This is a genomic window from Spirosoma arboris (assembly GCF_009754945.1).
In the GTDB taxonomy this organism is placed as follows: Bacteria; Bacteroidota; Bacteroidia; order Cytophagales; family Spirosomataceae; genus Spirosoma; species Spirosoma arboris.
Genome location: NZ_WPIN01000022.1, coordinates 38961 through 51856, shown reverse-complemented (window position 1 = coordinate 51856; position 12896 = coordinate 38961). Strand labels below are relative to the sequence as shown.

General features: G+C 48.9%; 11 protein-coding genes. 5 read left to right on the top strand and 6 right to left on the bottom strand.

The window, feature by feature from the left end; translation table 11 throughout:
* Nucleotides 1–29: 29 nt before the first annotated feature.
* The 4 genes from GO755_RS35205 to GO755_RS35190 form a co-directional block, all read right to left on the bottom strand.
* Nucleotides 30–1124 carry an NHL repeat-containing protein gene (locus tag GO755_RS35205; RefSeq protein WP_157590137.1) on the bottom strand — a complete coding sequence of 365 codons (1095 nt, stop codon included), beginning with the start codon at nt 1122–1124 and terminating at the stop codon, nt 30–32.
* 140 nt (nt 1125–1264) lie between these two features.
* The gene (locus tag GO755_RS35200) at nt 1265–2713 is read right to left on the bottom strand and encodes a DUF1501 domain-containing protein (RefSeq protein ID WP_157590136.1); all 1449 of its coding nucleotides are present in this window, start codon (nt 2711–2713) and stop codon (nt 1265–1267) included.
* Between the two features lie 17 nt (nt 2714–2730).
* The gene (locus tag GO755_RS35195; protein ID WP_157590135.1) at nt 2731–5907 is read right to left on the bottom strand and encodes a DUF1553 domain-containing protein; all 3177 of its coding nucleotides are present in this window, start codon (nt 5905–5907) and stop codon (nt 2731–2733) included.
* Between the two features lie 230 nt (nt 5908–6137).
* Nucleotides 6138–6905, bottom strand: a complete 768-nt coding sequence (locus tag GO755_RS35190) for an SDR family oxidoreductase (RefSeq protein ID WP_157590134.1) — start codon at nt 6903–6905, stop codon at nt 6138–6140.
* Between the two features lie 240 nt (nt 6906–7145).
* Between GO755_RS35190 and GO755_RS35185 the strand changes: the two genes are divergently transcribed.
* The 4 genes from GO755_RS35185 (at nt 7146) to GO755_RS35170 (ending at nt 10431) form a co-directional block, all read left to right on the top strand.
* A complete protein-coding gene (locus GO755_RS35185; protein ID WP_157590133.1) occupies nt 7146–8102 on the top strand; it encodes an aldo/keto reductase in 957 nt (318 codons plus the stop codon).
* Nucleotides 8095–9132, top strand: coding sequence for a zinc-binding alcohol dehydrogenase family protein (locus tag GO755_RS35180; RefSeq protein ID WP_157590132.1), 1038 nt, complete (start codon nt 8095–8097; stop codon nt 9130–9132). Before GO755_RS35185 ends, GO755_RS35180 begins: the two co-directional genes overlap by 8 nt.
* Nucleotides 9132–9944: a sugar phosphate isomerase/epimerase family protein gene (locus GO755_RS35175; RefSeq protein WP_157590131.1), complete on the top strand. Its 813-nt coding sequence runs from the start codon at nt 9132–9134 to the stop codon at nt 9942–9944. Before GO755_RS35180 ends, GO755_RS35175 begins: the two co-directional genes overlap by 1 nt.
* A gap of 145 nt (nt 9945–10089) precedes the next feature.
* Nucleotides 10090–10431, top strand: coding sequence for an L-rhamnose mutarotase (locus tag GO755_RS35170; protein ID WP_157590130.1), 342 nt, complete (start codon nt 10090–10092; stop codon nt 10429–10431).
* Between the two features lie 25 nt (nt 10432–10456).
* On the opposite strand, the gene GO755_RS35165 is transcribed toward GO755_RS35170, so the two are convergent.
* Nucleotides 10457–11050, bottom strand: a complete 594-nt coding sequence (locus tag GO755_RS35165) for an RNA polymerase sigma factor (protein ID WP_157590129.1) — start codon at nt 11048–11050, stop codon at nt 10457–10459.
* A gap of 438 nt (nt 11051–11488) precedes the next feature.
* Between GO755_RS35165 and GO755_RS35160 the strand changes: the two genes are divergently transcribed.
* Entirely contained in the window at nt 11489–12511 is a 1023-nt protein-coding gene (locus tag GO755_RS35160; protein WP_157590128.1) for a LacI family DNA-binding transcriptional regulator, read from the top strand.
* Between the two features lie 56 nt (nt 12512–12567).
* Here GO755_RS35160 and GO755_RS35155 read toward each other — a convergent pair whose 3' ends face one another.
* Entirely contained in the window at nt 12568–12783 is a 216-nt protein-coding gene (locus tag GO755_RS35155) for a pentapeptide MXKDX repeat protein (RefSeq protein ID WP_157590127.1), read from the bottom strand.
* Nucleotides 12784–12896: the final 113 nt, after the last annotated feature.

The window sequence follows — 12896 nt, the reverse complement described above, 5'->3', positions numbered from 1 at the left end:
TTTTTATTTTTTGTCATGCTGACAAAAAATTACACCCGCTCCAGTTTCACCGGGTACGTCCGGTTGGCGTTCCACTGGCAAACGTACAGATTATGATCTTCATCAACACAGACATCGTGGCCGTGGTAGAAGGTGTTGCCATCCTGAAACAGTTGCTGTAACTGCCCATTTTTGTACTCCGGTTGTGTTCCGCCCGGATTCGATACAACCTTATTGTTCTTATCCAGGATGGTCACGAAACCCGAGTTGTCAAATCGCTTGCCCGTTTCCTTTGATTTCGACCAGCACACTCCCGCGAAAATGTTGTCGCCATTGATGACAGGACGGCAAACATAGGCCCCCGGCAACTGGACGGTTTCGAGGTATTTGCCATCGAGGGTAAAGAATTTAAAAGCGTTGTCTTCCCGCGAGGTACAGATGAGTTTGGGGTTGTTCGGCTGGCGCAGATCAACGGCTACACCGTGGGCGTTGTTGAGGTTATGATCTGGATTCGTATTCGCATGTCCTCCGAAATGCCGGATGTACTGACCCTGATGGTTGTATTGAATGATGTAATCTGAACCATAGCCATCCGCTACATAAAAATCACCGTTTGGCGCTACGGCTACCTCGGTCGGCATGAACTTCTGTTCGGGTTTATATATGCCAATCGTGGACGGATGGCCGATGCTAAAAATGAGGCTTCCATCGACAGTAGTTTTGAAAATTCCACCTGACTGGGCGTGCCACTTGTTATCTCGCCCGAAAAAATAACCGCAATCGGTGATAAATAGAGCATCTTCACCGCCTTCTGGTGCCAACGTGAGTCCATGTCCGCCGGGGTAACGCGTACCCCAGGAATCGAGCAGTTTCCCCGATTTATCATACACCAGAATGTTATTCTTGACTTCATCATTGATCATGATCAAGCGCCCTTTTGAATCCTTAACCATTTCGTGGCAATTGAAAACGGGCGTTTTAGCCGGGTCGAGGACACCCCATTCTTTATTGACCCGGTAGCGATAATCGCCATGGCCGATAATTTCCCGATCTGTATTTCGGGCATAGCCAATGAGGTTAATCGCTAGTGAGCTGGCGGCAAGAGCAGTGGAGTTTTTGAGGAAGGTTCTGCGGGTTTGATTCATGGTTGGTTTAGGTTTTATGAACCTTTTTTGTCACCCCGACATGAGGAGGGATCTCAAGCTTGACTAATACGAGACTTGAGATCCCTCCTGGCGTCGGGACGACAAAACACAATTCTTGGAAAGATGACCTAGATAAAGATTTACGCCAGTATTCCTTTCACTAATTTGCCTTCCACGTCCGTCAAGCGAAAACGTCGGCCCTGAAATTCGTAGACTAGTTTCTCATGGTCGATGCCCATCAGGTGGAGCAATGTAGCCTGAAAATCATGCACATGCACTGGATTGTGGGCGGTGTTATAGCCAAATTCATCGGTTTCCCCGTATGTAATGCCCGGCTTGATACCTCCGCCCGCCATCCAGATAGTGAAACAGCGTGGGTGATGGTCGCGACCGTAATTGTCCTTCGTCAGTTTTCCCTGCGAATAATTCGTTCGACCAAATTCTCCTCCCCAAACGACAACTGTATCGTCCAGCAAACCCCGTTGTTTGAGATCCTGTACCAGTGCCGCCGATGCCTGATCGGTGGCTTTACATTGGCGGGCGATGCCTTTGGGTAAATCGCCATGCTGGTCCCAACCCTGATGGTAGAGTTGCACGAATTTTACGTCGCGTTCCAGTAACCGGCGAGCCATCAGGCAATTAGCTGCAAACGTACCCGGATTGCGCGCTTCGGGTCCATACAGGTCAAATACCCAATCGGGCTCATCAGACATGTCGTTAACTTCCGGTACCGAAGTCTGCATCCGAAACGCCATTTCATACTGAGCAATGTGATTCGACACTTCGGGGTCGCCGTAGACTTCTTCCTGCACCTGATTGAGGTCTTTTAGCGCATCGAGCATATAACGACGGTCGGAAGTGGTGAAGCCGTTCGGGTTATTCAGATACAGTACGGGATCAGCGCCCGAGCGAAACTGCACGCCCTGATGCTTGGAAGGCAAAAATCCATTTCCCCAAAGTCGGGCGTAGAGCGGCTGGTCTTTTGGGGCGTCGTTGGAGACCAGTACGATAAACGAAGGTAGATTCTCATTGGCCGAGCCTAGCCCGTAGCTGATCCAGGAACCAATGCTGGGACGACCGGCGAGTTGATTTCCTGTTTGGAAAAACGTGAGCGCGGGGTCGTGGTTAATCTGCTCGGTGTACATGGATTTGATGAAACACAGTTCATCGGCCACCTTGCTCGTGTACGGCATCAATTCACTGACCCACGCACCACTTTTACCATGTTGCGCAAATGCATAAGGCGAACTCACCAGCGGTAACGCCGACTGCTGGGCGCTCATACTGGTCAATCGCTGCCCTTTCCGAACCGAAGCGGGCAGGTCTTTTCCATGCATTTGCTTTAGGAACGGCTTATAGTCGAACATCTCCAACTGCGACGGTCCTCCGCTTTGGCACAAATACACAATTCGTTTGGCTTTTGGAGCCCGATGCGGGACCAGCAGCGTTGGCTCTGGTCCTGGATTCGAGAATAGGTTTCGAGGCAACAACGAACCCAGGGCCAATGAGCCTAAGCCGATGGACGCTTTGGTCAGAAATGACCGCCGATTAAAGGTATCGGCCAGAGTTTGTGCTAGTTTCTCGTTCATGGCTTTTTTTTGGTTATTCAATGCTTCGTCACGAACGCTTCCGAATTCATGACGGTACTTGCCACTACGGCACCGGCTGCCAAAGCAGATAGATCGCTGATGCCGATTGATTTATGTTCACCAGCCTGAAGCCAGCCCTGCATTTTAGCGGGGCTTTTCCTGAATTTCTGATATTCCTGCTCGTAGAGTCGAGTCAAAATAGCTAGCTCTTTAGGCTGAGGTTTTCGACTGGTCAGTAGTCGGAATATTTCTGTAAGTTCTTCTGATACTGGTTTTTGTGAAGCAAAAGATCGCTCGGCGACGACTTTGGCGGCTTCCACAAATTGCGGGTCGTTGAGCAGAATCAGGGCTTGTAAAGGAGTACTGGTTTTCTGTCGCTGTACCACGCAATAACTGCGAGAGGGGGCGTCGAAGGTATTCATCGACGGGGGCGGATTCGTTCGGCGCCAGAACGTGTACAGGCTCCGTCGATACAAATCTTCGCCTTTGCCCTGCTCATAGACTGCACTGTTGACGGCCCAAAGTCCTTCTGGCTGATATGGTTTTACACTCGGACCGCCCATTTTTGTTGATAATAAGCCACTCGCAGCTAGCGCGTTATCCCGAATCATTTCTGCAGTTAGCCTCGACATAGGCCCGCGCGACAGCCAGGTGTTTTCAGGATCTTTCTCCAGGCTTTCACGCGTGGCACGTGACGATTGCCGATACGTGGCCGACATGACGATCAGCTTCTGCAGCGCCTTCACATTCCATCCGCTTTCTCTAAACGTAATGGCCAGCCAGTCGAGTAGTTCGGGGTGAGTAGGTAGGCCGCCCTGATTTCCGAAGTTGTTGGATGACTTTTGTAGTCCCGTTCCAAAGTAGGTTTGCCAGTAGCGATTGACGACTACGCGGGCCGTGAGTGGATTATCTGGGTGCAATAACCACTTGGCCAACCCCAGTCGATTGCGAGGAAATTCGGGTGAGAAGGGTAAGATGCTGGCCGGCACATCCGGACGAACTTTTTCACCGTGGGCGTCGTACACTCCCCGCTTGAGCAGATAGGTTGGCCGGGGCGTTTTCATGTCCTCCATTACCATAATTTCAGGAATTTCTTCCACAACCCGATTGCGCTCAGCCCAAAGTTTCAGCAGTTCGTCACGTTGGTGCTGATAGGATGCCGAGACATTAGCTAAGTAATACGGAAACAAAGCCTTAGCGTCTGGTTGCCTGGGTAAGCCAGGAGTAGAGGATGCACTCGTTGATGTGGGCAACAAAGCGACTTCAGACGCTGTGAGTTCGCGACTGTACACAACCAATTCATCGACCAGCCCATCTTTGAAGCCCGTTCCCCGCATATCGGCCCCAACTTGCAAACCGGGCTGATCTTTCCCCATGTGTTTGCCTTTTGGCCAGATGATGTCCTTGTAAAGATTGTCTTTTTCGGTCACCATCGCGGCTTCTTTCCCATCGATGTATAGCTTCAAACCACTTGCCTTGCTCGACCCATCATAGGTCATTGTCAACTGAACCCATTTCTGCTTGGGCAATGCTTGCTGACTTACCTTAATGATGCTGTTGTACGGCCAGGTGTGGGCCATCAGGAGTTCGGCTTTGCCATCGCGGATATTCAGGAAATAGCCCCGGAAATTGTACAGAATATCGCCCTGACCTTTGTGTAGAATTACGCCTTTGTTCAGGCCGTTGGGAATGTTCACCCAAACGCCGATTGAGAACGGTTGAGCACGATTGAAGACGCCCACTTTGCCGAGATTCAGAATGTCATCGCCGTTGGAATGGAACGCCTGACCGAACTTACCCGTTGCCAGAACTGGCTCAAGAACAGTACCTTTATCGACTGCAGAAACCTCACTAACGAACTGCCCATTCACCAGCTTATCGAAGGTAAATCGAGCCTGCAAACCTTTACGTAGATCGATTGCTACGTTATTGCCAGCAGTGGCCTGCCATTGGTTAAAGGCTGTTTGCTCAGCTTGTTTGGTTTGATTAAGTGCGACTTCTGCCGTTTTGATTTTGGTATCGATAAACGCGAGCAAACTGTCTTGCTTTTTCTCGGAGAGAAGCATGGTTGGCACGGGCATGGCATCGTCCCAGGAGATTTGTCCGGCTTCGTCTACGTTATTGAAGAAGGCAAACAGGCTGTAATAATCCTTCTGCGAAATGGGGTCGAACTTGTGATCGTGGCAACGGGCACACTCTACGGTCATACCCAGCATAGCCGTGCCCAATGTATTGGTCCGGTCGGCAACGTACTCTACCCGAAACTCTTCGTTGATAATTCCGCCCTCCGTATTTTGAGAATGATTGCGATTGAAGCCCGTAGCCAATCGTTGTTCACGGTTGGGGCGGGGGAGGAGATCGCCCGCCAGTTGCCAGGTCAGAAACTGACTAAACGGCTGATTTTGATTGAATGATTTAATGACCCAGTCGCGCCAGGGCCACATGGGTCGGTAGCGGTCAACTGTATAGCCGTGTGTATCAGCGTAGCGGGCCAGATCGAGCCAGTCAACAGCCATTTTCTCGCCGTAATGGGGCGACTGTAACAGTCGATTAACTACCTTTTCGTACGCATTCGGTGAAGTGTCGGCCAGAAAATTGTCTAGCTCCTCGAGCGTAGGAGGAAGGCCAGTGAGATCGAGCGATACCCGCCGAAGGAGCGTTTCTTTGTCAGCTTCAGGAGAAGGTTTCAAACGGTCCGACGCCTGGCCTTTCTCCTCCATTTTGTGAAGAATGAAATTGTCAATCCCATTTTTGGGCCACCGCGTATCGCTGACAGTCGGCAATTCTGATTTCTGGGGTTTGATGAGCGCCCAGTGCGGTTTGTACGCTGCCCCTTGTTCAATCCATTTGATGAGGACCGCTTTTTCGTAATCCGACAATACGCGATTCGACGCTTTGGGCGGCATCATCTCGTGTTCGTCGGCCGTGATGATCCGGTGATAGACTTCACTGCCAGCCAAATCACCGGGAACGATGGCGTGTTTCCCTTTCGCTTTTTTCAGAGCGGCTAATGCGCCTTCGCGAGTGGCCAGTTCAAGCCCTGCTTTCTGGCTGTTTTTGTCAGGCCCGTGGCAAAAGAAGCATTTGTCGGATAGGATGGGTTTGACATGCAGGTTATAATCAACCGTTTCGGGGAGTTTATCGGCCAACTTCGCAATCGCAGCTGGTTTCTCCACACGATTACAGCCTTGCATCAGGCCAATGATATAAAAGCAAGTCAAGCTTGTTAATAGCAAAAAGAAAGGTTTGTTACAGGGATTAGATACGCAATAGCCTGGAGATATTGCGTATCTAATCCCTGTAACAAACCTTGAATACGAATTCTTGCCCATTATCACGATCAATTGTCTAATCGATAGCAAAAATAGGATTTAAACGGGTGGGTCGAAATACACAAATAAGAGGTTGTTTTACACAAATCCGACTATCGGCCTATCCAGCCACCATCAACAGTCAGGATCGTACCATTAACGTAGGCGCTTGCCTCCGAGGTCAGGAATACGATTGGCCCTTTGAAATCAGTTGGATCGCCCCAACGTCCGGCCGGAATACGATCCAGAATCGATTTTGAGCGGTCGGGATCGGCACGTAGGGCTTCGGTATTGTTGGTCGCAATGTAACCTGGAGCAATGCCATTCACATTCACGCCTTTAGACGCCCATTCATTCGAAAATGCCTTTACCAGTCCAGCCACCGCACTTTTGCTGGCGGTGTAGCCCGGTACGTTGATACCACCCTGAAAACTCAATAACGAACAGGTAAACACGATTTTGCCAGACCCTCTGGTAATCATATCCTTGCCAAATTCCCGAGCCAGAATAAACTGGGCGTCCAGATTGACCGAGATCACTTTATCCCACCATTCATCAGAATGCTCAGCAACAGGTTTGCGAAGAATCATCCCGGCATTGTTAACCAAAATGTCAATCGAATGGGCGGCTTTGACTGCATTTATAAACTGATACAATGCTTCCCGATCAGAAATATCTACCTGATAACCATCGAACGTACGGCCCAGGGCAGTAATCGCTTTTGCGGTGTCCCCGCCTTGCATGATGTCAGAATTTGACGTGCCAATGATATTGGCCCCTGCTTCGGCTAAGGCAATAGCCATGGCTTGTCCTAATCCGGTATTGCTGCCGGTTACTAATGCGGTTTTGCCTGCAAGGCTGAACTGGTCTAAAAAATTCATTGGATGCTACTGGTTAAATGAACTCGGTTTACGCTTGAAATAATTAGCTGCACTAACTGGTTGTAAATAGTCGTTTGACCAGGATTGATAACCAGTATGGCGTAACTATTTTATGGTAGCTTTTTGGAAATAGCTCTCGTAAATCACGCAACAAGTTATTTTTTGGTGAAAAAGGAGTAGAGCAGAGCGGATTTTGATTATTGATAGACATATGGGTGTGGTAAACTACAAAAGCAGAGCATGCAGTATCGTAAATTAGGCAAGACAGATCTGAACGTTTCGTTGCTCAGTTTTGGGGCGTCTCCACTGGGAAACGTATTCGATGAAACCAACGAGGATGAAGGAATACGGGCCGTTCATGCAGCCATTGATCAGGGCATCAACTTTTTTGATGTAGCCCCCTTTTACGGCGATACCCTGGCCGAAACACGACTTGGGAAAGCGCTGAAAACAAAGCGAAATTCCATTTTTCTGGCCACAAAATGTTGCCGCTACGGACATGGCGTGTTCGACTTCTCTTACGAGCGTGTGATGCGGAGTATTGATGAATCGTTGGCTCGATTGCAGGTCGATTATGTCGATTTACTTCAGGTACATGATATTGAGTTCGGCGATCGGGAGCAAGTGCTTAACGAAGCCATTCCGGCCGTACTTAAACTCAAAGAAATGGGCAAGGCCCGGTACGTAGGTTTCTCCGGACTGCCAGTTCGCTACCTCGCCCAGATAGCCAAGGAGGTGGATGTCGACACAGTTTTATCCTGGGGACATTACACGTTGCTGGAAGACGAAATCAATGACGAATTAGTCCCACTTGCTCAGGAGAAAGGGTTTGGTCTGATGAATGCGGCACCGCTGATGCAGCGAATCCTGTCGGATGCGCCGGTGCCTGTCTGGCAGAGTTCACCGCAGGCCGTTAAGGATATGCAGCCCAAATTGCTGGCCTTGTGCCGTGAATATGGGCTGGCCTTAAGTGATGTCGCCTTACGGTATGCGGTCGACCATCCTGTCATCTCGACCACGATCGTAGGCATGTCAGAGCAGCGGCAGGTGGAGCAAAATCTGCGAGCGCTTCAACTCACGATTCCCGATGAACTCCGTCAACGCATCGAAACCCTGGTTGCTCCGGTCAAAAATCAGATGTGGTTTGAGGGAAAACCAGAAAATAATATTCCTAAGCCAACTTTTTACCATGAATAAACAACGTGCCCTCGTGCTGGTCGAACCCGGCAGAACCGAAGTTCGCACCATTGACATACCATCGTTGGGAGCCGAAGAGGTTCTCTTGAAAATCAACATGGTTGGCTTTTGTGGGGGTGATCTTAACGGGTTCCGGGGATTATTTGAATTGCAGGAATACCCCAACGTGTTGGGTCACGAAGTCGGGGCGACCATTGTGGAAACGGGCAGTCTGGTTCCAGACCAATTTAAACCTGGTATGAAAGTTACCCTGAACCCCTACCAGAATTGCGGAATCTGCCTTTCTTGCCGGAAAGGTCGACCGAATGCGTGTCAGGACAACAAAACAATGGGGGTTCGGCGGCCAGGAGCCATGACCGATTTTATTAGCGTTCCCTGGCAAAAACTGCATGCTTCTGATCACTTATCGGTTCGGGAGTTGGCTCTGGTAGAACCGCTCACTGTTGGCTTTCATGCGGTTGCCCGAGGGCGGGTTATGGCGGGCGAAAAAGTGGCCGTTATTGGCTGTGGCATTGTAGGGATGGGCGCTGTGGCGGCTTCCGTGAACCGGGGTGCCGAGGTAATCGCCATTGATATTGACGATGCGAAAATGCGGACGGCTAAACTGGCGGGGGCAGCTCATACAATCAATACCACGAAGGTTGATTTGCATGAAGCTTTGCTGGAAATTACCGATGGCGATGGCCCTGATGTCATAATCGAAGCGGTGGGAAATCCGGCCACGTACCGGTCTGCCGTAGAAGAAGTGGCCTACACCGGACGTGTGGTGTACATTGGATACGCCAAAAAGCCCGTTGACTATAATACCGGAACCTTCGTTCGGAAAGAAATAGAGATTCTGGGTTCGCGCAATTGCCTGGGCGATTTTCCGGATGTCATTTCCTATCTGGAAGCCGGAAAATTTCCGGTCGATGCTGTCATTAGTCGCGTTGTATCGCTGGATGACGCAGGGGCAGCCCTGGCCGACTGGTCTGTAAATCCGGGACCGATTACGAAAATCATGGTGAATTTTGATACTGAATCCAACTAATGAAGTCTTGCGTAACCATTGCGTTAGTCCCTCAAATTAAAACAGGCCCCTGGATTTATTGGAACGATCTGGAAGCCAGTATGGCGAAAGCGTCGGCCTTAGGATTCGATGGCGTTGAATTGTTTACCGCTTCGGCCGATGCCATCTCTCCGCAGCGAGTGGCTCAACTGGCCGATCAGTACAACCTGCAAATCGGGGCAGTGGGTACAGGAGCCGGAAAAGTTATTCATGGCCTGACCCTGACAGATCCCGATCCCGCGATTAGGACCCAAGCCATAGATTTTATTACCGACATGATTGCATTTGGGGCAAAGGTTGGCGCACCAGCGATTATTGGGTCAATGCAGGGAAATGTAGCGCCGGGTGTCGATCATGAACAGGCGTTGAGCTGGCTGGCCGAAGGGCTGAATACACTAGGGCAGCGGGCGGAGGATCAGGGCGTATCCTTGATCTACGAACCACTGAACCGCTATGAAACGAATTTGATCAATACACTCGATGTAGGTGTTAATTTGCTTAAAGGTCTGAATAATAAGGCAGTGGCGCTGCTTGCCGATTTGTTTCACATGAATATCGAAGAGCCTTCGCTATCTGAAAGCATCCGTATGGCGGGCTCGTTTATTGGTCATATACACTTTGCCGACAGCAATCGACGACCAATTGGTTTGGGCCATCTTGCCATGGACGAAGTCGCTACCGCCATCAACGAAATTGGCTATTCCGGTTTTATATCGGCAGAAGCCTTCCCATACCCTGACTCTGACCAGGCCGCTAAACAAACAATCGAGTCCTTTACGCATTATTTCGGCTGAGAAGCGGACTCATATTTTTTGTCATCTCGACGTAAGGAGAGATCTCAAGGTAGACATTAGAGATCTCTCCTTACGTCGAGATGACAAAAAAACCTTCGCTACCTGATTTTACGATACTATTACTACTTGTAAACCATCTATTCCAATGCAACGATTTTGTTTGTCGCTCGACCTGAAAGACGACCCTGACCTGATTGCCGAATACGAACGCTGGCATGCCCGAGGGAGTGGCTGGCCGGAAGTGCGAGCCAATGATTTGAAGGCGGGTATTCTGGATCTTCAGATTTACCGGACGGGCAACCGAATGTTCATGATTTTGGAAACAGATGATCAATTCACCTTCGAAAAGAAAGCAGCGCTGGACTTACTTAGCCCACATGTACAGGAATGGGAGCGACTCATGTGGACGTTTCAGCAACCATTGCCGTGGGCTAAGGAAGGGGAGAAATGGGTGTTAATGGATCAGATTTTTCAATTTGAAAAGTAAGGAGGTTCTCTGCCTTTAATATTAATCAGGAGAAGACTCGGACGGGGAGGAAGCTACGTAATTGAGACATGGCGCGGTAGAGGAAATTAGCAACGGTCTGCTTTTCAACCGCCATTACCTGCGCAATATCATCGTTAGAAAGACCCTCGTAGAACTTAAGGAAGACAACTTCCTGCTGGCGTTTAGGTAATTGAGACACGGCCCGCCGAAGTCTCTGCTCCGTGTTGATCAGCGTTTCGCCTGCAATCCACTCGTTTTCAGCTGTCAGGTTATCAGCAAGGATGGTTTCAGACTCGATCCCTTCTTCGATAGTCGACCGCCAGTTCATCTCCCGACGCAGTTTTCGTAGCAGGTTGTTACGCAATGCTTTAATGAGGTAAATGGTCACATACGGTGTATCAGCAATGGCTTTGCGTCGATTCCAGAGTTCCAGGAAAAGATCCTGAACGCAGTCTTTAATCAGGGCACGGTCTTTGGTAAATCGGGTCGCGTAGTTAAACAATAGTCGATACCGTGCTTCTACCAATTGATCAAATGCGTTCTTGTCATCGGCTTTAAAACGAAGCCAAAGTTGTGCCATAAGCACTTCATCGGAAGGAATTGAGGAGGCAGTAGCCATGCCGTTTGTAGGTAAAATTAGTAAAGATCAAGGTTGAGTGCAGTAGACACAATCTTCTGGATAACGCCCACTTTTTGGCTATCAGACAGTCTCTGCTGATAATCTTCAATCCAGATTAAATACAATTTTGCTGACTGTATTCAGGATGTTATAAAATACTGGGCCAAACGTGTTACCGCACTTTTTTCTAGGTATTCTCTACTAATATACCTGCTTAGTACAAGCTGTCAAGGGTTTTTATGGGTATAAAATCACTTTTTGTATGCAAACGTTACCGCAAACGTTACCGCAAACGTTTGCATTAAGTACGCTTAACTTAAAAAAAGTAAAGTTTTCTTCGTATACTTGCTAAGGCTGCCTGCTGTGTAAATTGAGGCCGTTCTACGCCAATTAAGCCTTGTCTTATAAAAGTGATAGTTGGTTATCAGGTTAAAGCCAATGAAAAACACCCCGGTTACCATTAAGGATATTGCCCGATCGCTGAACATTTCGATCTCGACTGTTTCGCGGGCATTGCGTGGGATGCAGGAGATTCATCCCGATACCCGGCGTGCGGTGATGCAACTGGCGGAGGAACTGGATTATCAACCCAACCAACTCGCTAAGAACCTGGCCAAGAGCCGGACGAAAACGATTGGAGTCATTGTTCCGAATCTGAGTTATCATTATTTCTCGGCGATGCTTAATAGCATTGAGGAGGCTGCTTTACAAGCGGGCTATAGCGTGTTGGTGTGCCAAACAAATGAGTCGTATTTGCGGGAAACGACCAATATTCAGAACCTGCTGCGAAGCCAGGTTGAGGGGTTTATTATTTCGTTGTCGCGCGATACGGATAACTATGAGCACGTAGAAAGGCTGGTGCGCAAAAATATTCCACTGGTGCTTTTTGACCGGTACGCGGAGAGCATCGACGTATCAAAAGTTATTGTCGATAATCATGCTGCTGCTTTTAAAGCTACCGAACATTTAATTGAAAATGGCTGCCGGCGAATTGGGTTTCTGGCGGGACCGACCCAATTAGTGTTGAGTAATCAGCGCGTTGCGGGTTATCGGGCAGCGTTGACTAAGCACGGACTATCGATTGGAGACCAATATGTGTTTCACTGCGATTATACCCAGGAGAACACAATTATACAGACACTGGCGCTGATGAGCCTGCCACAGCCTCCCGATGGGATCGTCGTTATCAGCGATCGGATGGCTTATTCAGCTATGTATGCGTTGAAGCAAAAAGGAATGCGAATACCAGAGGATGTGGCTATTGTGAGCTTTAATAATGAACCCGTTTCGGCTCTTTTTTCGCCTACGCTGAGCAGCATTAGCCAGCCTATTCAGGAGATGGGGACCGAAACTGTGCGGTTGCTCCTGCGTGAATTGAATGCGACTGATACGGCGATTCCTAAAGAAACCAAAGTAATGGAAACGCAACTGATTGTCCGGGCATCATCTATGCGGAGGTAATATTAGCTTCTATTTTCGCCTGGTAAAGTCAGGTGGAAATAGAAGCTAATCACTTACTAATTACCCGATTTCATCTTATCGTCGGACATCTTCATTTTGTCTTTCTTCATTTTATGCTTTGACATTTTCTTACTGCTCATCGTATCATTCATCATCTTGCCGTCCGACATCTTGTCTTTCTTCATTTTGTCAGCTTTCATTTTGTCCTGAGCGAAGACGGCGGTAGACATGGTCATAGCAGCTACAAAAGCCAGTGTGAGTACATTTTTCATGAGAAAATGGATTGATTTTACAGGGTGAAATTCTGGTTAATCGAAACAAGTATTAACGTAAATGACCAATAACGCTGGGTAATCTAAAGCCACCAATTGGTCTGTACATAGAA

Coding starts and splice junctions, on each gene's coding strand:
- GO755_RS35205 (WP_157590137.1), bottom strand. CDS start 1,124: ATGAATCAAACCCGCAGAACCTTCCTCAAAAACTCCACTGCTCTTGCC.
- GO755_RS35200 (WP_157590136.1), bottom strand. CDS start 2,713: ATGAACGAGAAACTAGCACAAACTCTGGCCGATACCTTTAATCGGCGG.
- GO755_RS35195 (WP_157590135.1), bottom strand. CDS start 5,907: ATGCAAGGCTGTAATCGTGTGGAGAAACCAGCTGCGATTGCGAAGTTG.
- GO755_RS35190 (WP_157590134.1), bottom strand. CDS start 6,905: ATGAATTTTTTAGACCAGTTCAGCCTTGCAGGCAAAACCGCATTAGTA.
- GO755_RS35185 (WP_157590133.1), top strand. CDS start 7,146: ATGCAGTATCGTAAATTAGGCAAGACAGATCTGAACGTTTCGTTGCTC.
- GO755_RS35180 (WP_157590132.1), top strand. CDS start 8,095: ATGAATAAACAACGTGCCCTCGTGCTGGTCGAACCCGGCAGAACCGAA.
- GO755_RS35175 (WP_157590131.1), top strand. CDS start 9,132: ATGAAGTCTTGCGTAACCATTGCGTTAGTCCCTCAAATTAAAACAGGC.
- GO755_RS35170 (WP_157590130.1), top strand. CDS start 10,090: ATGCAACGATTTTGTTTGTCGCTCGACCTGAAAGACGACCCTGACCTG.
- GO755_RS35165 (WP_157590129.1), bottom strand. CDS start 11,050: ATGGCTACTGCCTCCTCAATTCCTTCCGATGAAGTGCTTATGGCACAA.
- GO755_RS35160 (WP_157590128.1), top strand. CDS start 11,489: ATGAAAAACACCCCGGTTACCATTAAGGATATTGCCCGATCGCTGAAC.
- GO755_RS35155 (WP_157590127.1), bottom strand. CDS start 12,783: ATGAAAAATGTACTCACACTGGCTTTTGTAGCTGCTATGACCATGTCT.